The following is a 24,390-nucleotide window of genomic DNA, read 5'->3' as shown; positions in this document are numbered from 1 at the left end:
TCTACTACTTATTATCTGTTGAATGGGTATCGACTGGTTCAGAAATCGGAGCGGTGCTTGTCGATTGGCCCACCAGTTTATCATCCACATCGTCGGATAATAAAATGGCTAACCAGCTACCACTCTTGCTGGATTCGAGGGCGATTTTCACCACCATGGTTAAGGGAACCGACAGCAACATGCCGACCGAGCCCAGCAACCACCCCCAAAAAATTAACGATAAAAACACCACTAAGGTCGAGAGCCCAAGACCGCGGCCCATAAATTTAGGCTCAACCACGTTGCCCATCACCATATTCGCACCAACGTACAGCAGCGCAGTTCCGCCCGCCGCTGCGGGGCCTAATTGGATAAAAGCCAACAACACGGCGGGAATGGCTGCGATAATCGAGCCGATATTAGGGATATAGTTGAATAAAAAAGCGATAACCGCCCAAAGCAGCGCGTAATCCACGCCGATAAACGCGAGCCCTACCCCGACAATCAAGCCCGTCGCTAAACTGACTAAGGTCTTGATCACCATATATTGATTCACCGATTGCAGAAAACGGTCAATCTGCTGCAAACGCATGTCGGGATCGTCCAGTGCCAAGTGCAGTTTTTTCGGCAGAGACTGCGCCTCAAACAACATAAAGACGATGGTCAGGATGATCAGGAACAAATTCGCCATCACATTACCAACGCCTGAGAGCATATTGGTGGTCATAGACAGCGCCATGCCAGGGTCGAAATAGGCCAGCACTTGCTCCTTGGAGATTTGGATATTCAGCGCCTGCAACTTATGCAGCACCCAGGAAAACTGCTCCACCAGCTGATCGCGATACTGCGGCAACTGCTTAGAAAACTCATTAATCGAGCTGCCTACCAGTGAGGCGAGCCATAAGCCCATCAACACGATAAAACCCATCAGCAGGATCACGGCGAGCCATTTAGGTACGCGGTATTTGGTCATCAAACCAATCGCCGGATTACAGATCACCGCAATAAAGCTGGATAGCACAAAGGGAACAACAATCGGGCTGGCGGCCTTTATCCCTGCCAAAATAATCACCACAAAGGCCATTACGGCAAAACCTTTGTAAGCGGCAGACGGCGTATTGGAACGTGTCATGGCGTAAAAATCCTTCTTGATCTTAGATAAAGTTGTTAGGCTAGCCCAAGAAAAGTCTCAAACTCAATCACCTAAGCCATAAAACTAGATTGTCATTATGAAACCAGAAACCGCGATTATACGCATTAAAAACTTAAGACTGCGCACTTTTATCGGTATAAAAGAAGATGAAATCCAAAATCGGCAGGATGTGATCGTCAATGTCGTCATCCACTACTGTGCCGACAAGGCGCGCAACAGTGATAATGTCGACGATGCGCTGAATTATCGTACCATCACAAAAAAAATCATTGAGTTGATTGAAAACAATCGCTTCTCACTGCTCGAAAACCTCACCAGCCAGACATTAGCCATCGCCAGCGAGCATCCTTGGGTCGAATTTGCCAGTGTCGAAATCGATAAACCCCACGCCTTGCGCTTTGCCGATTCGGTGTCGATGGAGTTGTGTTACCAAAAACAGCAATAAAGTGATCCCCGCACGCCCGTTATCGTATATTGCTTATAATCAAAGAAAACCATCAACCAAGGACTCGACGATGAAGATATTGATAACGGGTGCAAGTGGGTTTATTGGTCAGCAATTAGTCGCCCATTTAGCCAATCAGCATGAATTGGTCTTGCTCACCCGCCACCCCGGCAGCAGTCGGCAACTATTAGGCCCGCAGCACCAATATCTCAGCACCTTAGACGAAATTGATGATTTAAATCATATTGATGCAGTGATAAATCTCGCCGGCGAGCCCATTGTTGCTAAACGTTGGAGCGCGCAGCAAAAACAGCGCATCTGCGATAGTCGCTGGAATACCACAGCGCGACTGAGCCAACTGATTTTACACAGCTGCACCCCGCCCAAAGTGATGATAAGTGGATCTGCCATCGGTTTTTATGGCCGCCAAGGCGCCATCCCCATCGATGAAACCGCAGCCCCACACCCCGAATTTAGCCATGATATTTGCCAGGAATGGGAGCGACTCGCGCTGCAAGCCGCCACCAAAACCCGCGTCTGCATCCTACGCACGGGTATAGTGCTTGGCCATGGTGGCGCACTTGCGAAGATGTTGCCGCCATTTAAATTAGGACTCGGTGGGCCGATAGGCCACGGCTGCCAGGGCATGAGTTGGATACACATTCAGGATATGGTGGCGCTGATAGACTTCTTGCTCAACCATGACGAATGCGAGGGCATTTTCAATGCCACCGCACCTAATCCTGTCAGTAACGCCGAGTTTGCCACCACCTTAGGTCGAGTGTTAAATCGCCCAACTTTTATCACAACCCCAGCCGTTATGCTGCGACTCGCGATGGGCGAAATGGCGGAGTTACTCATCGAAGGACAATTTGTGCTCCCCAAACATGCGCTCGATGCGGGGTTTAGCTTCCGTTTTGAGCGGCTCGAACCTGCGCTAAGGAACGTACTCGCGAGTTAATAGCTTTTTCGACTCCAGCATTTTCGGTAACTGGCTTGAGAATAAAATGTTACCAAGCGCGTGAGACTGGGTTAACGCCATGCTGAATAATGGCTTGAAAATCAGAGATAAAAATCCCCTAAGGCGATTTATTTATCGGCTTGGTTTTAGGCAATGCTGCGCTCGCATCTGGCAACAGCCAAAAAACATAAATGCAACACAATGATTTTAAAGACAATTCAACGACATTGACGCATTTTTCTGTTACACTCCCCGCCTCTTGCTTATCTCTATTGACGTGTTAACGCCCGCACTGAAGCACAGTTAACGCTCCGAGCAAGTTCATTATCTTCAGTATTCGCCCCTCTGTGGCGATGCTGATCAACTACACCAATACGGTTCATATTCGCGCTTAATACTCCTTCTCCAGCCTTGGGGATTGACAAGAATCTGTCCTTAGATCGCGCGTTTAACACTTAGCATTAGCCAATGCTAAATAACGAGATGGGTCGCCCTCACTCTGCATGAGTACAGCGGTATTCCCACACAAACCATTTTTAAGGAACTATCATGCACACCACTTATACAATTGGCGAACTCGAGTCGTTCTTAATTGCTATCTTCGTGCTGTTTATTGGCCATTCCATCAATCGCCATGTGCGTGTTTTTAGACAATACAATATTCCCGAACCTATCGTAGGCGGGCTGGTCGTCGCCGCTGTCGTGGCCTTTTTACATTTCCAAGACATCACCCTCGCCTTCAGCTTACCCATGCAAAACACCTTAATGCTAATGTTTTTCAGTACCATAGGTTTGTCGGCAAACTATAAGTTACTGCTCAGTGGCGGCAAAAAAGTGTTTATCTTTTTAGGCGTAGCGTCTGTCTATATCGTCATTCAAAATGCGGTGGGTGTAAGTCTTGCCAGCCTCCTCGGCTTAGATCCTATCTTAGGCCTTATCGCAGGCTCAATTACGCTGTCAGGCGGCCATGGGACAGGTGTTGCCTGGTCACAAACCTTTGCCGAAAACTACGGCATCAACACCTTAGAGCTTGCGATGGCGGCGGCCACCTTTGGCTTAGTCATGGGCGGCATTATCGGCGGCCCCGTTGCGCAGCGATTAATTGGCAAACACAATCTGGTCTCAAGCTACGGCATGGGCCGTAAGCACCACGCCACGCATCCACAGCTGGTGACCTATGATCAGCTCGAAGAGGACCAAGTCACCGCCAAGACAATCATCGAAACCCTGTTTGTACTGCTGATCTGCGTCGCAGGCGCCAAATGGTTTACTGTGTTTGTCAGTGAATATCAGCTGAATTGGCTCAAGATGCCGGACTTTGTCTATGCCCTATTCCTTGGGGTTATCATCGCTAACATCACCGAAGTGACCCGAGGTTATAAACCCCATACCGAGAGTATCGATGTGATAGGTACGGTGGCGCTGTCGTTATTCCTGTCTATGGCATTGATGAATCTAAAGTTATGGGAAATTTTGGATCTGGCTATCCCCTTACTGATTATCCTGTTGGTGCAAACCGCAGTGCTGGCGGTATTCGCCTATTTTGTGACCTTTAAAATTATGGGCAGTAACTACGATGCGGCGGTGATCACCGGCGGTCATTGTGGCTTTGGTATGGGTGCCACTCCTACGGCAGTGATGAATATGGGCGCACTGGTGTCACGCACCGGCCCTTCGCCTCAGGCCTTTATGGTGGTACCGATTGTCGGCGCCTTCTTTATCGATATAGTCAATTTAATTGTATTGCAGGGCTACCTCAGCTTTTTGATGTAATCGCACAAGGTTTTGTGAAAACGCTTTATCATCAAACAAAAATGGCGCCGATAAGGGCGCCATTTTTTTATATCTCGTGGAGAGTGAAATCTAGGTACAAATTAGAACGCGCGCATCATGCGTTCTGGTCGCGGCAGGTAATAATCGTTGTAATCCAATGAGAAGACCACTGAGCTTGAGCGGCCAACAATCTCCTCTCTGGGCACAAAACCTATGACTCTTGAATCGGCACTGTTATCTCGATTGTCCCCTAGCGCCAAATACTGGTTATCAGGCACAGTAACAGGGCCAAAATTAGCCAGCTGCGAAGGCTGCGGATTAAGTCGAATACTGTGGGCTATGCCGAGGAGATCCTCCTGCCACTCGGTGACATTCGCCGGCGCATAGGCACTTAATGTTTGCTGTGTATATGCGAGTGGTTTGCCATTTAAATACAAGCGATTATCCCGCATCATCACAGTATCACCGGGTACGGCGATCACCCGCTTAATCAGCTTTTTATCGGCTTTTTTAGAGTCGAACACGATAATATCCCCACGAGTTGGGTCCGCAAGTTTAACGAGTGGGATATGGGTAAATGGCACTCTGATATCGTAAGCCATCTTATTAACCAGAATGCGATCGCCCTCGACAATCGTCGGCAACATAGAACCTGTCGGCACTGTATTCCAATCGGCCACCGCACTCCTAAACACCAGCATTAAGCTGATAAACAACAAAAAGGAGCGATTATCTCTAAGTAATGTTCTAAGTTTTTTAAACATTCTGTTTATCTCCCTAAGGCCAAAATCCAGCAATCTTCTCGTTTGATGACAGTGTTAACTTATCAATTGCCAGACGTAAGCAACTCATGCTCCTTTAATAGACTCATCAATATCGGCTAAGTTCTTCGCAGATAACATCTTGGCTTTTTCCATTTGTAAGCCAATGTGACAAATGCTCAAGCTTAGGCTCAGGCTAGAACACTCAAATAATCGCCATAAAAAAAGCACTGGTTTAGGCCAGTGCTTTTTTTTACATTTTGATTTTACATCTGATGGTGTTGCGGCATTCGCCATAACACCAAACAGGCCTCATCTTAAGCGCCCGCCTTTAATAATTCGGCGCAGGATTGATTGAGTAATTGGCGGCAGCGCCAAACACCCAGCAGCGCGACTAACATGGCGCCGCAGACGGGAGCAATCCCCCACCAGGGCCAGTGCATATACACATTAAGTTCAAACACTTGGGTCTTTAACAGATACAGCGCAAATTCCGCCACTATCACTGCAAGCACCCCAGCGATGCCCCCCAGTAACGCAAATTCAAGCCCAGTGGCGCTACGCAATAACCAACCCGAGGCGCCAAAGGTGCGCAGCACCGCGAGTTCACGCTGGCGCGTGGCCATTCCCGCCTCGGTTTGCGCGATAAGCACTAAAGAACTGGCCAGTAAAACGAGGACCAAGACCAACGTCAGCGACAGGGACACCTGCTCAATAATTTGTCGCAATTGCCCCACCATGGCGCCGACATCGATAATCGACACCGTTGGGAACTGCTGGATAAGTTCGAGGATTACTGTGTTCTTTGGTGCATCATTCCATTGCACATCCGGCTTTTTGTCATCGAGGTAGAAGCTTGCCATCGAGGTATAGGCAAAGGGCGCCAGCGCTTCTTGAGTGAAGATCATAAAGAAGTTTGGCTGCATGGTTTCCCAGTGCACAGCACGGATACTGGCGACTTTAACCCTAAGCTCTTGGTTATCAATCATGTAAGTCAGCGTATCGCCCAGCTTTAGCCCTAAACGCTCGGCAACACCTGACTCGACAGAAACCTCATTCGCCGCCTGATTAAAATACCCTTCAACTAACTCATTGTTGGCGGGTAAGCTATTGCGCCAAGTGAGATTAAGCTCTCGGGAGATCCCGACTCGTCCTTTATCCCCCGCTTCGGCCTGCTCGTTGGAGATCAAGGTTTCACCATTGATTTGAGTCAAGCGGCCGCGAATCACGGGATAGATATCCGTCGCTGCTATGCCCTTTTGTGCCATAAAGTCATTTAATGGCTTAGCATCATCGGGGGCGATATTGACCAAGAAATAGTTAGGTGCATTCTTGGGCAGCTGTTTTTGCCACTCATTCAGTAAATCTTGCCTTAGGGCCAAAATGGTCAGTAGCAATACCAAGGCCGCACTAAATCCCACCAGTTGCACCGCATTTTGCCGCGCGCGGCGTCGTAAACCCGCCAGTGCCAGTTGCAAGGGATTGGTGGTTTTCATGCCGACACTGTGACCAAGGCGGATCATCACAAAGCCTAAAATACTGAGCAATACGCCGAGTAACAGCACAGCCGCAACCACAGTCAGTGTCAGCGCCCAGCTTTGGGAATACAAATATCCCAACAGTGCCATCGCCCCTAAACTTAAGAGTAAATGCAGCCACATGCCGAGCTGCAAGCCTTCAAGTTGCCTTTGTAATACCCGCAGCGGCGGAATCGCCAACAGGCGCATCAAAGGATAGGCCGAAAACATAAAGGCGCTGATAAGCCCAGTGCTGATCCCAAGCAGTAGCGGCCGCGTCAACGGTGGCGAATAGGCAGCGATTTCAGGGGGTAACAGTTGATTAATGCCTAAATCCAGCAGTGCCCCGCCGATTAACCCCAGCACAATGCCGAAGAGCGTCACCAGCAGCAAATGGATGCCGAATAGTCGACGAATTTGTGTTGATGAGGCGCCAAAGGTTTTAAGCATAGCCACCACATCATAATGACGTTGACAGTAACGCTGGGCGGCAATCCCAATCGCGGCGCAGGCAAGCGCAATACCGAGCAAGCTTGCCAGCAGTAAAAAGCGCTCTGCCCGCTTAACCGCGCCCGCTATCGGTGAGTCGCCAGACTGCACATCGACCCAGCGCTGGGAATTATTCAGCAGCGGTTTAACGCTATTTTCAAAGGCGCTTAAGGCGCTTTCTTCACCCGCAAACTGATACAGATAGGTCACTCGGCTGCCGGGTTGAATAACCCCTGTCTTGGCGACATCTTCTATCCGCATTAACACCACGGGGGAAGAAGCAAACGGATTAAAACCCGCATCGGGTAAGCGGCTGATTTCTTGACTTAAATGAAACTCACTGTTGCCCAATTCCAATGTTTTCGGGTATCCCAAGAGTCCTCCTAAGCGACTCTCGAACCACACCTCATCGGCGTGGGGCAAGCCTTGGGCTTTGACATCTTGTCCATTGTCCGCTTTAAGTTCGATGTCTCCCTTAAGTGGATAACCAGACTCAACCGCCCGCACCGTGACTAACTGAAACTTATCCCCCGCATACACCATGGAGTTAAATTGCATATTGGTCACATGCTTAAGACCAAGCTCATCGGCCTTGGCCAGAATGCTGGCGTCAATTTGAACGGGAGAGTCGATAATGCGATCGGCGGCGATAAACTGGGTCGCTTGCCCGTTTATTGCGACTTGCAAGCGCTCACTGACCCGCGCAAGACCGCTAACCGACAGCACCGCCAAGGTAATGGCGAGGATAATCAATAACAACTGCCCCTGTTGCAGCTCGCGCTTAAACAGGCGCCATGCCAAATTAAGCTCCATGGGTTAGGCCTCCTTGGCGCTTAATTCAAGGCTGTCATTCACGCTGTGCGATGAGGCCGAAGCTAACTCTTCCTGCAAGTGGCCGTTATCCATAACCAGTTGCCGTTGGCAGCGTTTCGCCAATTGCAAGTCGTGGGTAACGAGGATGAGCGTGGTGTGGCTCTCTTGGTTCAGCTCAAACAACATATCGGCAATTTTATGGCCGTTAACACTGTCCAAATTGCCGGTTGGCTCGTCGGCAAAAAGCACCTTAGGTTCACAGATAAAGGCGCGGGCAATGGCCACCCTTTGCTGCTCACCGCCAGATAATTGTTTAGGTAAATGGGTCAAACGGTGGGATAACCCTACGCGCCCCAACATGGCCTCAGCCTTCTCCTTGGCATTTTTAACCCCGGCAAGCTCGGCAGGCAGCATCACATTTTCGAGGGCAGTTAAGGTATCAACTAACATAAAAGACTGAAAAATAAAGCTCACTTTCTGTTTACGCAGCGCGGCTTTCTGTTCTTCATTGAGCGGGGATAGGGCTTGGCCATCGAGCCAAATCTCCCCCGAAGTGGGGGTATCAAGCGCGGCGAGTAAGCCAAGCAGAGTCGATTTGCCCGAACCGGAGGGGCCTAATATCGCGACACTTTCCCCCTGCTTGACATCTAAGTTAATGCACTTGAGGATAGTGAGCGAACCTTCCTGAGTAGTCACCGATTTTTCGAGGTTAACAACATTGATGGCACTGTTTTTTGAAACGACGTTAGACATAGGATCCTTCTTATACAAATCGTTCTTGCGTCAATCGCTAAGATGCAAGCCGATGGCAAAGGCCGTGAGCGCCTGCATCCTGTTAAGTCTGTTTATAACCACGCCAGTTCAGGCGGCGAAAGTATTGATCCTCGGCGATAGCTTAGGTGCCAGCTATGGCATGTCGGAACAAGTAGGCTGGGTGGCGCTGCTGCAAAAAAATTTACCCGAGCATGAATTTACCAATGGTTCGGTGAGCGGTGAAACCACAGCGGGCGGATTGCGTCGTTTGCCTGCGCTGCTCGATTCGGTTGCCCCCGATTTAGTGGTGGTCGAACTCGGTGGTAACGATGGTTTACGCGGATTCCCCCCGACGCAACTCAAAAATAACCTAATCCAAATCATTACCCTAGCGAAAAATAGCGGCGCTAAAGTGCTACTGACCGAAATCATGGTACCGCCTAACTATGGCCCTCGCTATACCCAAAAGTTCACCCAAGTGTATCAAGAGATTGCTAAAGACGAGGAGATTGCATTAATCCCCTTCTTTATGCAGGACATTGCCCCCCACCCTGAGTTGATGCAAAGGGACGGAATTCATCCCAATGAAAAGGCCCAAGAGAAAATAGCCACTTGGATGCAACCTTGGATTGAAAAAGCACTAACTCAATAAAATCGCTGCAATTTTAAGCTAATAAACAGCTTGCTGATGTAAAGTTGCACTTAAGCGATAAAAACATGCTCCAACGCAACATTAACGCCCGAGATAAACAGTAAAATTCGTGTTAGCAAATGGTTAACCCAACAAGGAGTCAATATGTCCCTTAGCCATCAGCAAAAAGTGTACATACCCAAGGAAGCTCGTACCAACCAGTACATCACCGCCGAAATTAAAGTCACGGATGAATTACTGGCGCAATACCCCGATTACCATAGCTGTTATCAAACCTTAAGCCGCATTATTTTTAACTTGGCAGAACAACACGATCTCCGTAACGTTCATGTGATCACTAACGATAAACTGCCAGTCGTGCGTTACCACACCGAAGCCTATTGTTTCCAAACCGCTGAACAAATTCTGTTTTTTTACAATCCCGCCTATCACGAGGCACAAAACCTGTTCACCGAGGACAACTACCGCGCCCGCAAACTGCGTATTGTGTTTTTAGCGACTGGCGATGAGATCCGCAGCAACTCGGCCAATTTCCATACCCGAGTACGAGAACTCCTAAACGAATTAATGCCTAAGCTGCCGATTAAAGATCTTAAGGTGAAGATCCGCGACCACCAGCATTTATCCTATGATTTATTTGCTAAATCAAAAGGTAATAAAGAAACCTACGGCTATAAACTCAGAGCGATTGCACCAAGATACAAGGCCAGAAAATGTGACCTGCCGGAAAATGTCAGCTCACTCACCTATGTCACCGTCAGCCTGCCGCTGAGTCGCAAACTCAAACAAGGTTTACTACCCGACTCTGCAACGGACTTTAGCCCGTTATATCAACATCTTGAAGATAACTTCCTCAAGGCGGCTGCCAATAAGCAATTAACGCGATTGGCGATGATCGCCAACGGCCTAACCCCCTTAGTGCGTAACAGTAAGTTTGAGAAACTCGACAGCAAGGCCGAAGTACAAATGATCGGTTTTGACCCGAACGCAACCGAGCAACAAGTTATCCGCCGCTGGGATGCCGATAACTTAGTCGAAGCCGCGCATTTTACTATCGTCGCGGGTGCAAAAGATTGTGATGACTCCGGCTATGGCCGTTTTATGAATAACGTCGAAGCCGCGCTGAAAACCTTTGCCGCCGAGATTGGGCTAGATCCAGAGCGAGAAGATCTCGTGGTGCGCTTCCATCAGCACATTAGCTACCAGCTCTAATCATTCGCTGTAGCACAACCTAAAACAAGGGCGCATCCGCGCCCTTTTTATCTTTTATTCCAAAGTATTAGGCTCATAGGATGCCATGCACAAAAGCGCGCTAACTTGACTTTAGCCAACCTTTTATCAACTTGACCACTTTATCGTAGTCATCGTCAAAACTGTGACCACCGCTTAACTCCATCACAGTGACATTGGGCTGCTTGACCGCAGGGCATAAATGCAGCGGCGCATCGTCCTCTTTTCCGTAGAGGCAAAGCATAGGCACAGTGGTTTGTTTGTTCACTTCGGGCAAGGTTAAGTAACGGGCCGATTGATTATCCGAGGTGACCATCTCGCTCACATGGATTTCAAAATCAGAGGATTGTGAAGGAGAGAGCAGCACAGCGCCCAAGATATTTTTCCGATACCGCGCGGGCATCTCATTGAGCACAAAGGGGATAACTTCGGCCCCAAAGGAATAACCAATCAAAATCACTTTTTGCGTGCCAAATTCCGCCTGGTATTTATCAATGATGGCTAAGGTATCTTGGGTGACATCTTTAGGATCTTTTTGTTTCCAATAGTATTTCAGCGAGCTCCAGCCGACCACAGGCCAGCCCTGCTGCTGTAAAATGCCTCCTACGGCTTTATCAAGCGTCGCCCAACCGCCATCGCCACTCAAAAAAATCACCAACGGTGGTTTGGTATGGGATGAGGAAACGTTTACCTGAGTTGGCGGTTCGACAGGTAACAGGGTTAGCCCCAGATTATCGGCAAACTCATCGGCAAAGGCGTTAGCAGTTGAACATAAAAGTAAAACGCTCAGTATCTTGATTAAGGATTTCGTCATCTCGCACCTACTTTTTAAATACGCCAGTTGCACCACGACTCGTTAAGGTCACCAGACTGCCCACCACTACGGGCAAAGAGAGCCCGCCATAACAAATCAAATACTTAGCTTCCCACCTTGGATTAAACTTATCCTTATACCTCCTAAGCCCCTGAAAGTTGTAAAATTTATTCCCCTTCTTATAAACCGTTTTGGCAAGCTTGGTCCAAAACGGCACCAAGGCTCTATCGGTTAATCCTGACATGGGCGCCATGCCAAGATTAAACTGCTGATATCCTTGCTGTTTGCCCCAAAGCAGCAGCTCAGTAAACAAAAAGTCCATTATGTTGCTGCCCGATAAATTCGGCAGATAACGCATCAAATCAACGGAGAACTCCATTTTGGCGGCACTGGCCCACACATTGGAAAAAGCCACCAGCTCGCCGTTCAAATACACTAAGGCCATTGGCGTGGCGCACAGGTAAGCGGCGGAGAAATAACCAACCGAAAACCCCTTTTCTCGCCCCTGTTTGGCCTTAAGCCAACTGGTTGAAATAGCCTCTAAGGTTGGCAATAGATTCTGCACCTCACTGGCATCGGCCACCTTAAAGCTCAAGCCTTCCCTTAATGCCTTGGCATGGCTCTGTCGCAAACTGCGATACTTGCTCGACTGCAACTCAAATTCCGCCAAGGACACTATGGCCTCCTCGCCGAGTTTATACAGGCTCAACCCTTGCTCTAAAAAGTGGGGTAAATACTTTTGCGTCACTTGATAAAACACTGGCCAGCCATCGTAGGCGTCACACAGCTCGCGAAACTGCCACAGGAGATCATCAAATTTATCTGGATTACCGATAGGATCGCCCATCACCACCCAGCAATGTCCGGCGCGGGCATACATTAAAAAGGCATCTTTATCTTCATTAAATAACAACGATTTATCTTGTACTAAGGCGAGATAACCATGGCTACTCGGCGCATCGGCAACAATTTCCATGGCACAACTTAAGGCTGAACTATCTAGGCGACTGGTATGGGGTTTTCGCACCGCGAGCACATAGCGAATGGCAAAACCGAGCAGAATTACTAAGGCTATCGCACCACCCCGTAACGCACGGGACACATGGCTATCCTGCGAGAAGGTTAACCAAAGAGAATGGTCATAATCCACATCTTGGTAGGCAAAAAACAACACCCACACCATTAAAAACAATGCTGCGGCGAGGGACAATAACCAGCCGAAGGAATATTTAACGCCCACAATCGAACCTTGGCGATAAAACACCTGTTCACAGGGCAGCATTAATAAATAGATAAGACCGAGCGCCAGGGAAATCTGCCACTCAGCGCCCTTAAGCACAATAAAAACAATGGCCACTAATAACAACTTTTGGGTGAGTACAAAGGCTTTTTGATAACGCTTAAACAAGCCATGGGATAATAACAGTAGCAAAATACCACTGGCACTCAATATTAAGCTCGACAATTCGATAATCGGCAGCGGCACTATCTCCCCTAACCAATGATATTTATGCACAATGGAAGGGTTAACCACTGACAGCAATAAAACTAAACCGACGGTAAACACACTAATGCTTAATAGTGATGGCAATAACTTCCTGACAATATGTAAATCAATATTTATCTTAGATAATTTATCCTTGTTATTTAATACCAAGCCCGCCACAAAATAAATCAGGGCCAGCATAAAAGGCACAATATAATAAATGACCCGATACACAATCACCGAGCCCAGTATTTGCTCAACGGGTAAATACTGGGATAGGGTCACTGTTACTACAGATTCAAAAACACCAATCCCTCCAGGCACATGAGCAAGCACCCCGATGGCATTCGCCACAAAGAAAATACTGAGCACTTGAAGGTAACTTAACCCATCTACCGCAGGCAGCAGGGAATAGAATAATGTTCCCACCACTAACCAATCGAGTGTCGAGACCACAAACTGCTTCAACGACTGAGACAGTGCGGGAGGCGCAAACTCAAACCCTCGAAAATAAATCGGTTTTTTACGCCGCAGACTAAACAGAAAATACCCTACGACACAGAGCAGCATCAGAACACCAAACACGCGGCTTAAGGAAAATAGCCAAGCTGGCAATGGCAAATCAGCCAATTGCTGCGCCGGGAGGTTAATCAGCGCGATACCACAAATAAAGAATAACCCGAGGAAAAAAGTCACCGAGCAGGCGAGCACTATTTGAGTAATCTGATTACCGCTTAGCCCTAACTCTGAATAAAACTTATAGCGTATCGAAGTGCCTGTGAGTAATGAAAACCCTATGGTATTGGAAAAGGTAAAGGCTAAAAATGAAACGGGAGCGACCTTTTGATAGCTTAATGATGAGCCAAGTTGTTTAATCGCAAGATAATCATACAAGGTTAAGATTAAGTAACTTGTCACTGTCAGTGCAATGGCAAGCGCCAGCTGTGAAAATGAAAATAATTTAACCTCAGCCAAAATATCATTTAATTGATAATCCTGCTCAAGGTTATACAAAAGCAATAACGAGACTGTGAATATTAATAAGCTAATAATCACCCGAATGCGTCTCCCCATTTTCATCTCCACATATTGTTTAAGAGGCAAATCAAGGTTAATGGCTATTATGGATAAGGCATTAAATCTGAATTAACTTTAATTTATTATTAAGTGCTGTTTTAGCGAAAGATTTTTAACATAGTGATTTTTTAGTGGCAATCAAATTAAGCGTTAACTAGATGATGTTTTATTCATCTTGTAACAAGTATGTTTTAATTTGCATTAATAATATCCAAACGCCTTATCTGAACATAAAAACACCAGTAAGGATATTCAGTAAAGCCCCAACGACTCACCCATATTTTGGGATAAGAATGTAGAGCTTAAATCGAGTCGCGTAAAACCATCTCCCCTTACCGCAGCGATGACTTGCACCATTTTGGCCATATTTCACATTGCCTTTTGCTGCCCCTAGCGCATTCTGTTAACGAAATAATAACAAAAAGCAGGAGCACCTATGTTCAACAAGACGACACACACACTGGCGAAGAAGGGCGTAAAGGCGACACCACGCCACCTTTGGCCGAGTAACTCCCATAGGAATAAAACTCAACTTAAGGCGAATTGGCTGATGCCAACTGGGGTCGCCCTACTGATGGCTTTTAATCTCACGGGGTGTTTTTCTGACGATGATCCAGCACCAGAGGTAGTGACACCGCCCGTGGTTCAGCCCCCTGAAACGGGCCCCACCTTCCCCGAAGGCGCCATCAAGATCCTGCCGGGGGATAATCTCACTACCCGAATTCAAGAAGCCTTAATCAACGCCCAAAGTGGCGCAGTGATTGTGCTGCCAAAGGGCACCTTTAATATCGACTCGACATTACTGTTTGATGGCGACGTGGATGGGGATGGCAGTTATGCCAAAAACGTCACTATCATGGGCTACGGAATGAAGGACACTATCCTCAATTTCGCCCAAGCCAACTCAGGGGATGGGATTTTCGTGCAGAATGCGCTGAACATTACCATTCAAGATCTGTCGGTCAATGAGGCCAAAAACAACGGTATCAAGCTTAAAAACACCAATGGCATCATACTGCGCCGCGTGGGGGCGGTGTGGGAAGGTGAGCTCGACAAAGATAACGGCGCCTATGGTCTGTATCCCGTTGAGTGTGAAAACATTTTGATTGAAGACAGCTATGTCCGCGGCAGTGCCGATGCGGGCATTTATGTGGGCCAATCCCAATATATTGTGGTGCGCCGCAATATTGCCAAGGAAAACGTTGCCGGGATTGAAGTCGAAAACTCTAAGTATGCCGATGTGTATGACAACGAAGCTATGGGCAACACCGGCGGGATTTTAGTGTTCGACTTGCCGATCAACAACCACAGATACGGCTCTAGCGTTCGGATTTTCAACAACAAAGTGTATGACAACAACACGCCTAACTTCGCCAACGCCTCGGCCAACCCCGCAGGGGTGCATATAGTGCCGCCGGGGACTGGGGTGATTGTGCTGTCTACCGCCGATGTGGAAATCTTTAATAACGAAATTACCCACCACGATACCTTAGGGGTGACTGTCAGTAGCTTCTTTATTGCAGAACCCGATATGACCTCCTTTGTCGGCAACTATGGTCAACCAGGTCAAGCCATTGAAGACGGCTGGCGCCCAGTGCCGCGCAATATTTACTTGCACGACAACGTAATTACCGACTATGGCAGCAAACCTAAAGGTTATTTAATTCAAGATATTATCCGTGCTTACGTTATCAGTCACGGTACCTTGCCCGGCGTACTCTACGACGGCTTAGGGGAAATGCTTGCCAATAACGGCACCGCCGCTTACCTAGGTTTGAAAGAGGCGCCCTTTGCCGCTGATGGCAGCGATAACGTCTGCGCCAGTGATAACGGTGATGTGTCCTACGGCAGACTCTATGCCAACAGCAACACCGACATCAGCATCGCCGATGTGCAATACGAGAAGACCCAGAACAACCTGCTGAAATGTACCCAAGTGAGCCTACCCGTTCACACCGTCACCTTCGCGGGCCAAGTGTTTGGCTGCGGGGTTGACGATAATACCGCGGGTTGTGATGGCGGCGTGCTCGTTGGCGGCGGTGGCACTATCGGTGAAGGCGAAGGTGGTTTAGTGGGTGATGGTGACCAAAGTCTTTGTCAGGCGACGGGTTCAAACGTCAGTTGGGATGCACTGCTAAAAGCAAACTGCCCTAAACTGTCGGATTACAACCTGTTTAGCGATGCTAAAAACCCCACGGCAGGGCCCAATTCGGGCGGTGTCCCTTACGATCTTAACACTCAGCTCTTTACCGACTACGCCAGTAAATACCGCTTTGTGTATTTGCCTTCGGGACAAAAAGCCAGTTACTCCGAAAACGAAGCGTTTGATTTCCCTGTGGGTAGCGTTATCGTCAAATCCTTTGCCTTACCAAGCGACACCAGTAAACGCGGGATCAGCAACGAGAGTTTGATTGAAACCCGTTTGCTGATCCATCGTCCAACTGGTTGGAGCGCCCTGCCCTATGTGTGGAATGCCGACAAGACAGATGCGACGCTGGCGAAAGCCGGTGCAATTAGCAGCCAAACCTTAAGCCATAAAGGGGAAAGCCTCACCTTTAACTACATGGTCCCGAGCATGAACCAATGTAAGCAATGTCACCAGTTTAAGGCCGATGACAACAGCAACGCCGTGTTTGTGCCTATTGGTCCTAAGGCGCGCCATTTGAACCGCAATTACAGCTATCAAGATGGCACCATGAACCAACTACTGAAATGGGAAAGCCTAGGTATTTTGCAGGGATTACCAAACCTGAGCCAAGTACCACAAGTGCCCGCCTACCACGATGGTGATGAAGCCACAGTCGCAAGCTTAAGCGATACCGCATTAATGCAAACGGCTAAGGGTTATCTCGACATCAACTGTGCCCATTGCCATAGACCCGAGGGCAACGCCTCTAACACCGGCCTCAAACTCGAGTACTGGCGTGGCTACAGCGATGATGCGGGTTTCTCCCACGGTACCTGTAAATCGCCAGTCGCCTATGGCGGTGGAAACTTAGGTTTTGACGTAGTACCTGGCAATGCCGCTGAGTCCATCATGCACTTTAGAATGCAAAGCACGACCCCGGGCGATCGTATGCCTGAAATTGGTCGCAGCTTATCCCATGATGAAGGCGTGGCGCTGATCAGCGAATGGATTAAACGCCTGCCTGCGGCAAGCTGCTCGCACTAGCGTTATCGGTAACAGTGGGTGAAAGCAGGCTTGCAATCACCCACTTGCTTGCCACTCCATGACAGAGCGACCACCCTGACAGAGAAGGCCGACTTAGGCCTTCTTATTTCAAGCAACAGCTTAAAGAGCGGATAATCCAATGACAAACCGCCTAACACTTATCGCAATCTTCAGCTTAACGATGTTAGTAACAGCCTGTGGCGGCGGTGACAGCCAAAGCAGCGATAATGGCCAAACGCCGACTCCGCCGACGACACCTACAGTGCCGACAACGCCCACCAGTCTGTGCGTGAATACCACAGGGCAAGTTAACTGGCCCGCCTTAATGGCGGAGGACTGCCCAGAGTTAAGTCAATACGGGCTCTTTATCGACCCCGCAAACCCTACCGCGCAGCCGCAAGCACCGGGATTTGGTTATCAGCTCGCCACACAGCTTTTTTCTAATTACGCCAGTAAATACCGTTTTATCTATTTACCCTCAGACAGCAGCATGCAATACCAAGCGCAGGAGGCATTCGAGTTTCCAACCGGCACCGCGCTGGTCAAAACCTTTGCCCTGCCCCAGGATACGGCTATCACAGGCATAGCCAACGAAACCCTTATCGAAACGCGGCTATTGATAAAACGCTCCCAAGGCTGGACGAGTCTGGTTTATCAATGGCAACAAGGTGAAGCAAAGCTGCTAACCGCGGGCGCAAGCGTGCACCATACCCTGATTAATCAAGGTCAAAACCAAAGCTTTGATTACAACATACCGAGCCGCGCCGAGTGCAAAATTTGCCACCAGATCAATCAAGATAACAGCAGTCTAATCATTCCGATTGGCCTTAAAGCCCATCTCTTGAATCGCGATATCATCGACCAAGGGCAAAGCGTCAATCAACTCAGCCTGTGGGCCAAACAAGGCAAACTTGAGCAGTTACCCGAGTTAAGCCAAGTCGCTAAAACCTATGCCATAGACAACCTCCAAGCCGATTTAACCAGCCGTGCTAAGGGCTATTTAGATGTTAACTGCGCCCATTGCCACAGCGCCAAAGGCTATGCCAGCATCTCCGGCTTACGCCTTGGGTTTTATATCGACCATACCAGCTATCAATATGGCATTTGCAAGCAACCACCCGGCTGGGATGGCGGCGCCAAAGGGCTCGATTACGATATCGTCCCCGGCAATGCCGACCATTCGATTTTGCTTTATCGCCAAACACTTTCAGAACCTAAAGATCGCATGCCGCCAATCGGCCGCAACCTTGAGCACCAAGAAGGCGTGGAATTAATTCGTCAATGGATAGATTCACTGGCACCGAGTTTAGGGAGTTGTACATAGTCATGTTCAGTCAGAATCTTGCTTATTACCACTGATTGAACCTGATTAGATAATGATGCTAACTTACTGTCTAGTTGGAATCTTCATTCCGGCTATAAATCCTTTCTAGATTAGTTTACTGATAGGGGCGGGTAATGCTCAGTTAAATGCCAAATGGAGGCGGCATGCGTAAGACTATATTTTTGACCTTGTTTTTTGTTGCGTTTTCTAATGCCAGTACAGAAGAACAAACCAAAGTTAACCTAAGGGATAATACGGTTTTCTACGAGGGTGCACTCTCCGAGGAAGCAAATCAAAAACTTATCTCATTGATTGATAACAATCCTAAGCAAATCGAGTGGGTATCAATTAAAAGCAAGGGAGGTGAAGTCAATCGTGGAATGGATTTAGGCGAGATTATTTTTAACAATAATCTTGGCGTCGAGGTTACCGAATACTGTCTATCTTCTTGTGCTAATTATGTATTCTCTTCGGCCCATAAGCGCCGTATATCCAATCATGCTGTTATTGGTTTTCATGGCGGTGTCACAGGGATGGAGAAAGCAACGGAAGAATATCTAAAAACGTTACCCGAAAGCCAACAAAAAGCCGCCAGAGATAGCTTCACCGCGTATATGAAGACAACAACGTCCAGAGAAGCCGAGTTTTTCACTAAGGTTGGTGTCAATCAAAAAATAACCTATTTAGGTCAAAGTCCATTGTATCAAAAGCAACATGATTCTGAAGAGTACATTGGCTGGTACTATTCATTAGATGATTTAACAAAGCTCGGAATTAAAAACGTCACGGTAATTGACCCACCTTGGGAATTCAAACAGCTATCCGAAAAAACGAAGTTCTTTAAAGTGAGTGCGAGTGATATTTAACGACAGACCAAAGCGTTAATTGTTAATTAGCGCTTTCATACTTCCCCTTACCCACCATTTAGACGGCTAAAATATCCAGGCGGATGGCCAATCCAATGCTTAAAGGATTGACGGAAATGGCTAACATCGCAGTAACCTAAGGTCTCGGCAATCGCCTCAATATCCAATTCGCTTGCTAAAATCAACTCGACCGCCCTTTGGCAACGCACCTGATCGACTAAACGTTGATAACTCGAACCAAGCTGTGCCAGCTTGCGCCGAAAGCTGCGATCGCTCATATGCAGTTGCGTCGCCATATCATCTAAATGAAGCACTTGGGGAAAATGTTCGTTGATTGCCGCGAGCACGGTTTCTATAAAGGATGTGGTCGAGACAGCAGTGACCTTTTCGGCGTAGGCAGGGAATGGGTACTTGATGGCAAACGCAAGATGGTTAAGGGAAATGCTCCATTCATAATATTCGCAATTAAACTGTACCGCAGCCCCCGTTGCCAGGGTTAAAAAACGCTCATCCCGGACAGGTTCCGCTAAATGGATTTGCCTAAGCGTTATCGCCTCCCCTGTGAGCTCTCTAGCAAGCCCTAACAGCGAACCTATGCTGTGCAGAAATTGAAATCCATATTGTGCTTTGTCAATACGGCCAGTATTGAGCCAACGAATGCAAACACAGTCTTCTTCTAAGCGCACTAAGGTATCGGTAAAACTGCCAACGAGTTGGGGATGATTGACCACAAACTGCAAGCAGGCCTGTAGAGAAGTCAACTGCGCGAGATGGGGCAAGAGCACATCTAAACTACTCACCCGATAGCTTAGGCCTAATTTAGTGCCGATATCGGGGTCGCCACCCTGCAAACGTAAAAACTCCATCGCATACTCTACCTGCCACACAAACACAAACTGGCAATGATTGAGCTCTGCTTGGCCAACGCCGATATGCTCACAGACTTGCTGTAAGGCGTTTTCGCCTAACTGCGAGGCAATAAAATCGAGAATATTACGTAGCTCAAATGCGGGATAGGTTTGATCACCTACCATCAGGTTCGTCTTGTAGTCGACGCGCTGTAACATGGAAAATCCTTAATATGATTTGTTCAGCTTTTAATTCCCTAGGTGATTAGTTGTATAAGATCTCGCTTATTTTGAATAGTCTTAAACCAAACTTAATGTTAAAAAAATGTATTATTTTATTTCGCGCTCGGACAAAACAAAAACGCCTGCATATTCGCAGGCGTTTTCATCAGGATTGAGTCAGCTCGTCGGCTTACATGGGACGATTTTTCTCAACTAATCGATTAAAAATCGCATTTACCGATAAAGACGCACCATGGGCGATTTTATCTGCCAGTTTCTTACGAACTTGGTAGCGCAACTTGTACACGGTACGTTCGCCAGCTAACTGCATTAACACATCATCACTGGTTGAAATCGCATCAATAAGGCCTAATTCAATCGCCTGTTGACCGTACCAATGTTCGCCCGTGGCCACCTTTGCCAAATCGAGCTGAGGGCGATACTTGCTCACGAAAGCTTTAAATAGCACATGGGTTTCTTCCAGTTCCTGTTGGAACTTCTGTCTGCCTTCGTCAGTATTTTCGCCAAACACGGTTAAGGTGCGCTTAAAATCACCGGCCGTGTGTTGCTCGTAGTCGATTTCATGTTTCTTCAATAAACGGTTGAAGTTAGGCAACTGGGCAACCACGCCGATTGAACCTACGATGGCGAATGGCGCAGCATACACTTTGTTTGCCACACAGGCCATCATATAACCACCGCTCGCTGCGACCTTATCCACGCAAATCGTTAATGGGATCTCGGCCTGACGCAGGCGGTCAAGCTGGCTAGAGGCTAAACCGTAGCCATGCACCATGCCGCCGCCACTTTCGACATTCACTACCACTTCGTCGCCCTTTTCGGCGATGGTTAAAATCGCGCTGATTTCTTCCCGCAGAGAAGCCACTTCGGCGGCATCAATACTGCCTTTAAAATCAATAACAAAAACTTTGCCTTTACTATCTTCTTCGGCCGCTTTTTCCTTCGCCTTTTCGTCTGCTTTCAGCTGTTTTTCGTAGGCTTTAAATTGCTTTTTCGACAGCAGTTCTTCCTTCAAGCTGTGTTTAAGCTCTTCCAGTTCTTCTGAAAGATTAGTGATCCTCAGTTCACCTTTATCCGATTTGTGCTTTACCGTGGACGCGAGCACCACAATAATCACAGCAACAAGCGCAACCACAATCGTCACGGCTTTCGCTAAAAACATGCCATATTCGTATAGAAATTCCAAAGTACTCTCCGTTGGGGCCTAAGGTGATCCGGTTTAGTGCGCGCTATTCTAACAGCCTAAAGCGCCATAAAAAAACCCAGCAAAGGCTGGGTTTTTAGGATTTTACACGCGATTAGTTAGAACAGGTCGCGATCACGCTTGGATCAGTGACGAAAATAGTCGCTTCACCTTTACCTGCGGTAGAAGCATAGGTCGCCACTTGAGTTTGCATCTCAACCGTTGCCGCAGCAGCCATACCATCCGTTGAACTCTTCTCGCTTGGATCAACAATCGAGCTATGGTGACCCTTAGCAAAACGCACCGCACCAGAACCTTTGGTGGTTGCATCCACACAAGGCAGACCGATTGCCGAAATCAACGGCTCAGTGCCTGAGAGTGGGAAGTTATCGACGCGATTTGGTAACACTTGGTCAGGTAAGTTGCCGTTACCATCACCCGCAATTTCGATTAAATGTACGGGTAATCCTGTTGCTTTCAACATGCCTGCATGGTTAACCGGATCCGCCGAATCCACCGCCGTTTGCACCGCAAAGGCAAAGGTTGGAATAAACTGCGCGTAAACCCCTTGTACTAATGCCGCATATTCTGGGCTGCCAGGCTCGTATCCCGCAGTATTGGCTTTATCCACTAATGCTTGGAACGTCGATGAGGCTGTGACATTGCTAAACAGTACTGGTCCAAAGGTCGCAGAACCAGCGAACGCACCCGCTAAGCCACCCGCTGGCGCCGCCAGAGAGACCGCATTGATGGCATAAGGGTTAGGTAGCGCTTCGCCCGTGTTTGGATTTTTCATGCCCGTGCTGGCATAAGTCGCAAAGTCAGTGCCGACAATCGCACCTAAACTTAAGCCCTGCGCGCTAATCTTGGAAATATCGAATACTTGTGGTTGACCAGCCTGTGCAAGCCCCTGCGCTAAACCCGTTAAGGCTAAACGCACGCCAAGGTGATCCATGGTGGCCTGACGGAAGTTATCCCGCACCGACAGCGTGCTTGAGATATTCACGAAGACGAGTGGATTACCATTCTTAAAGGCATCAGGTGTACCAATCACGTTACCGAAGGAAGGGTCGGTTGCCGATACTTCGTAAATCCCATCCCCATTGGCATCAAACGAGCGGGCACCATGCAAAGGCATATCGATGGCCACCGTTGCCACGCCCATAGCGGCATAGCTACCCGCATAGGCTAATGACATTTCCTTACCACCGCCTAAACCATGCAGCGCAATCGTCGTTGGCCAACCAGAAGTCGGTGGGGTAAAGGTTAAACCTTGTTGCTGATAGAAGGCCGCGAGTTTGGTCGCATTCGGCATAGAAATCAGTACAGGTACCGTTTCATAACCTTTAATCGCAGGGATGGGGTTAAATTTGGTTAAATGCTTGGTTTTATCCGCAGCCGTTCCATCATCGAGCAGCCAGGTTTTACCCGCCATCAAAGAAGGATTCGCTAAGGCATCGGCAGGGTTCGCAATCCCATTGGCCACCGCCTGCATACCAAAGTTGGTTTGACTTAAGGTACCCGCTTGCAGCGCTAATAATACCGAAACAGGGCTATCACCTTGGGCTTTCCAGCGGCCATTGATCAGCGGCTGACCTGCGGATGACAAGCAGCTGACCGAAGAGCAGTCACCGTAAATCGGTAATTTAATCTTAGCGGTATAAACGTCGGCTAGGTTCGATACTACATACGCTGCGCCATCTGCTGGCGTTAAACCTGCAGCTTGTGCCACAGTGTAACCCGCAGGCGTTGGCATTTGCGCAAAACTTGGCGCATAAGGTGCGCCCTGTGCCATCAAGAGTTTTGTGGTTTCATAGACGTTTGCAACCGATTGAGTGGTAAACAAGCCTGAATAGGTAATGGTTGAAGTATCGACATTATGTGCCGCTGCAATCCCTTTCTCATAGCTGTTGACTAAGGTTTGTAGCATCAATTGATCAGGCGTTTCTAAAGGTAAGGTGTTGATATCCATCTTCAACGTACCATAGGTCGTTGAAGGGGCAATACCACGTCCCTCTGAATCTTGGATTAACTTGGTTGTTGCATAAATATAAGACTGGCCGGCTTTAAGCGGTTTGAGTGGCACAATAACGACTTTATTACCCGATGCTGTTGAGACGAAATCCACCCCAAATTGTAATTCCGCGCCGACTTTACAGGCAGATACTGACGGTTTAGTTGTACATTCAGGATCCGATGACAACGGACCACCCACAGTGGCCTCAAACATTCTCACTGCGCCCGGTTGTGCAACCGATGCCGCCATCAGGGTCAGTTGGGTGCCATCATGGTCTTTTGCTAAATCGATATCAATTGAAATGGGCGATGTGGTTGACCATCCATCTAAGGCACCAAGGGCAATTTGCGGATCGACATAGTTCCCCGAACTTTCACCCGGGATTGATAAGGTGCCATCCGTGGTGCCGCTGAACAGCAAATCATTAGGCAAAGGCACTTTAGCATTCGCGGGGTCAAACACCATATGGGATTCAGGGATGAGCGGCTCTGTCTTATCCTTGAGTTCGTTATAACTGTCCTCGCCACATCCTGTGAGGCCCAGTGCTGATGCAATCGCAACACACAAAATGAGTCTTTTCATTTTTTTTCCCCAAATCTTGTTGTAATAGTTTTGTTTTCCCCAAGAAATTAGTCACAATAGCGCAAAAGCTATGACTAATAGGGCTTATGTTAGCCCCTAACTCGTTTCAAGTTAACGTAAAAATATTGAGTTAGCCACAAGTTTGTCACAAACATTTTAGCTATTTATAACAAAGTTTCATTCATTTGTTTGAAACATGCGTTTAGCAATTCGGCGACTCTAGAAGTGGCGGGCATTTTCGCCAAGAGGAAT

General features: G+C 48.1%; 17 protein-coding genes. 8 read left to right on the top strand and 9 right to left on the bottom strand.

Going from position 1 to position 24,390, the window contains the following annotated elements; genetic code table 11:
* Positions 1-4: 4 nt before the first annotated feature.
* A complete protein-coding gene (locus tag K0H60_RS08035; RefSeq protein ID WP_220057811.1) occupies positions 5-1,111 on the bottom strand; it encodes an AI-2E family transporter in 1,107 nt (368 codons plus the stop codon).
* Between the two features lie 97 nt (positions 1,112-1,208).
* On the opposite strand from K0H60_RS08035, the gene folX reads away from it, so the two are divergent.
* The 3 genes from folX to gltS all read left to right on the top strand — a co-directional run bounded on the left by folX (position 1,209) and on the right by gltS (position 4,311).
* Positions 1,209-1,577 (top strand): dihydroneopterin triphosphate 2'-epimerase, encoded by a 369-nt coding sequence (folX, locus tag K0H60_RS08030; RefSeq protein WP_011622266.1) that lies wholly within the window; start codon positions 1,209-1,211, stop codon positions 1,575-1,577.
* A gap of 70 nt (positions 1,578-1,647) precedes the next feature.
* Positions 1,648-2,538, top strand: a complete 891-nt coding sequence (locus K0H60_RS08025) for a TIGR01777 family oxidoreductase (protein WP_220057810.1) — start codon at positions 1,648-1,650, stop codon at positions 2,536-2,538.
* A gap of 549 nt (positions 2,539-3,087) precedes the next feature.
* Positions 3,088-4,311, top strand: a complete 1,224-nt coding sequence (gene gltS, locus K0H60_RS08020) for a sodium/glutamate symporter (protein WP_086903895.1) — start codon at positions 3,088-3,090, stop codon at positions 4,309-4,311.
* 101 nt (positions 4,312-4,412) lie between these two features.
* On the opposite strand, the gene lepB is transcribed toward gltS, so the two are convergent.
* From lepB to K0H60_RS08005, 3 genes are all read right to left on the bottom strand, one after another.
* A complete protein-coding gene (gene lepB, locus K0H60_RS08015; protein WP_220055198.1) occupies positions 4,413-5,075 on the bottom strand; it encodes a signal peptidase I in 663 nt (220 codons plus the stop codon).
* Positions 5,076-5,389: 314 nt separating this feature from the next.
* Entirely contained in the window at positions 5,390-7,891 is a 2,502-nt protein-coding gene (locus tag K0H60_RS08010) for an ABC transporter permease (protein ID WP_220057809.1), read from the bottom strand.
* 3 nt (positions 7,892-7,894) lie between these two features.
* Positions 7,895-8,644 carry an ABC transporter ATP-binding protein gene (locus K0H60_RS08005; protein WP_220057808.1) on the bottom strand — a complete coding sequence of 250 codons (750 nt, stop codon included), beginning with the start codon at positions 8,642-8,644 and terminating at the stop codon, positions 7,895-7,897.
* Positions 8,645-8,696: 52 nt separating this feature from the next.
* Here K0H60_RS08005 and K0H60_RS08000 point away from each other — a divergent pair, with 52 nt between their 5' ends.
* The gene (locus K0H60_RS08000) at positions 8,697-9,296 is read left to right on the top strand and encodes an arylesterase (protein WP_011716589.1); all 600 of its coding nucleotides are present in this window, start codon (positions 8,697-8,699) and stop codon (positions 9,294-9,296) included.
* Between the two features lie 144 nt (positions 9,297-9,440).
* Positions 9,441-10,508 (top strand): DUF3083 family protein, encoded by a 1,068-nt coding sequence (locus K0H60_RS07995; RefSeq protein ID WP_069455216.1) that lies wholly within the window; start codon positions 9,441-9,443, stop codon positions 10,506-10,508.
* A gap of 100 nt (positions 10,509-10,608) precedes the next feature.
* Here K0H60_RS07995 and K0H60_RS07990 read toward each other — a convergent pair whose 3' ends face one another.
* Together K0H60_RS07990 and mprF are read right to left on the bottom strand one after the other, a co-directional pair.
* Positions 10,609-11,340 (bottom strand): AcvB/VirJ family lysyl-phosphatidylglycerol hydrolase, encoded by a 732-nt coding sequence (locus K0H60_RS07990; RefSeq protein WP_220057807.1) that lies wholly within the window; start codon positions 11,338-11,340, stop codon positions 10,609-10,611.
* 7 nt (positions 11,341-11,347) lie between these two features.
* Positions 11,348-13,900 (bottom strand): bifunctional lysylphosphatidylglycerol flippase/synthetase MprF, encoded by a 2,553-nt coding sequence (gene mprF / locus K0H60_RS07985; RefSeq protein WP_220057806.1) that lies wholly within the window; start codon positions 13,898-13,900, stop codon positions 11,348-11,350.
* Between the two features lie 439 nt (positions 13,901-14,339).
* Between mprF and K0H60_RS07980 the strand changes: the two genes are divergently transcribed.
* From K0H60_RS07980 to K0H60_RS07970, 3 genes are all read left to right on the top strand, one after another.
* On the top strand, positions 14,340-17,075 hold the full coding sequence (locus K0H60_RS07980) for an SO2930 family diheme c-type cytochrome (RefSeq protein WP_220057805.1): 2,736 nt from the start codon (positions 14,340-14,342) through the stop codon (positions 17,073-17,075).
* A 139-nt stretch (positions 17,076-17,214) separates the two neighbouring features.
* Positions 17,215-18,399: an SO2930 family diheme c-type cytochrome gene (locus tag K0H60_RS07975; RefSeq protein ID WP_220057804.1), complete on the top strand. Its 1,185-nt coding sequence runs from the start codon at positions 17,215-17,217 to the stop codon at positions 18,397-18,399.
* 164 nt (positions 18,400-18,563) lie between these two features.
* The gene (locus tag K0H60_RS07970) at positions 18,564-19,265 is read left to right on the top strand and encodes a hypothetical protein (RefSeq protein WP_220057803.1); all 702 of its coding nucleotides are present in this window, start codon (positions 18,564-18,566) and stop codon (positions 19,263-19,265) included.
* A gap of 47 nt (positions 19,266-19,312) precedes the next feature.
* Here K0H60_RS07970 and K0H60_RS07965 read toward each other — a convergent pair whose 3' ends face one another.
* From K0H60_RS07965 to K0H60_RS07955, 3 genes are all read right to left on the bottom strand, one after another.
* Positions 19,313-20,332 (bottom strand): AraC family transcriptional regulator, encoded by a 1,020-nt coding sequence (locus K0H60_RS07965; protein ID WP_220057802.1) that lies wholly within the window; start codon positions 20,330-20,332, stop codon positions 19,313-19,315.
* 193 nt (positions 20,333-20,525) lie between these two features.
* Positions 20,526-21,542, bottom strand: coding sequence for a protease SohB (sohB, locus tag K0H60_RS07960; protein ID WP_109287437.1), 1,017 nt, complete (start codon positions 21,540-21,542; stop codon positions 20,526-20,528).
* 112 nt (positions 21,543-21,654) lie between these two features.
* On the bottom strand, positions 21,655-24,138 hold the full coding sequence (locus K0H60_RS07955) for a VolA/Pla-1 family phospholipase (protein ID WP_220057801.1): 2,484 nt from the start codon (positions 24,136-24,138) through the stop codon (positions 21,655-21,657).
* Between the last annotated feature and the right edge of the window lie 252 nt (positions 24,139-24,390).

The organism is Shewanella mangrovisoli (assembly GCF_019457635.1).
Lineage (GTDB): Bacteria > Pseudomonadota > Gammaproteobacteria > Enterobacterales > Shewanellaceae > Shewanella > Shewanella mangrovisoli.
The sequence above is the reverse complement of the archived record's forward strand: the minus strand, read 5'-3'. Positions and strand labels throughout refer to the sequence as shown.

Coding starts and splice junctions, on each gene's coding strand:
- K0H60_RS07990 (WP_220057807.1), bottom strand. CDS start 11,340: ATGACGAAATCCTTAATCAAGATACTGAGCGTTTTACTTTTATGTTCA.
- lepB (WP_220055198.1), bottom strand. CDS start 5,075: ATGTTTAAAAAACTTAGAACATTACTTAGAGATAATCGCTCCTTTTTG.
- mprF (WP_220057806.1), bottom strand. CDS start 13,900: ATGGGGAGACGCATTCGGGTGATTATTAGCTTATTAATATTCACAGTC.
- K0H60_RS07965 (WP_220057802.1), bottom strand. CDS start 20,332: ATGTTACAGCGCGTCGACTACAAGACGAACCTGATGGTAGGTGATCAA.
- K0H60_RS07970 (WP_220057803.1), top strand. CDS start 18,564: ATGCGTAAGACTATATTTTTGACCTTGTTTTTTGTTGCGTTTTCTAAT.
- K0H60_RS08035 (WP_220057811.1), bottom strand. CDS start 1,111: ATGACACGTTCCAATACGCCGTCTGCCGCTTACAAAGGTTTTGCCGTA.
- folX (WP_011622266.1), top strand. CDS start 1,209: ATGAAACCAGAAACCGCGATTATACGCATTAAAAACTTAAGACTGCGC.
- K0H60_RS07995 (WP_069455216.1), top strand. CDS start 9,441: ATGTCCCTTAGCCATCAGCAAAAAGTGTACATACCCAAGGAAGCTCGT.
- K0H60_RS08010 (WP_220057809.1), bottom strand. CDS start 7,891: ATGGAGCTTAATTTGGCATGGCGCCTGTTTAAGCGCGAGCTGCAACAG.
- K0H60_RS08025 (WP_220057810.1), top strand. CDS start 1,648: ATGAAGATATTGATAACGGGTGCAAGTGGGTTTATTGGTCAGCAATTA.
- K0H60_RS08000 (WP_011716589.1), top strand. CDS start 8,697: ATGGCAAAGGCCGTGAGCGCCTGCATCCTGTTAAGTCTGTTTATAACC.
- gltS (WP_086903895.1), top strand. CDS start 3,088: ATGCACACCACTTATACAATTGGCGAACTCGAGTCGTTCTTAATTGCT.
- K0H60_RS07975 (WP_220057804.1), top strand. CDS start 17,215: ATGACAAACCGCCTAACACTTATCGCAATCTTCAGCTTAACGATGTTA.
- K0H60_RS08005 (WP_220057808.1), bottom strand. CDS start 8,644: ATGTCTAACGTCGTTTCAAAAAACAGTGCCATCAATGTTGTTAACCTC.
- K0H60_RS07980 (WP_220057805.1), top strand. CDS start 14,340: ATGTTCAACAAGACGACACACACACTGGCGAAGAAGGGCGTAAAGGCG.
- K0H60_RS07955 (WP_220057801.1), bottom strand. CDS start 24,138: ATGAAAAGACTCATTTTGTGTGTTGCGATTGCATCAGCACTGGGCCTC.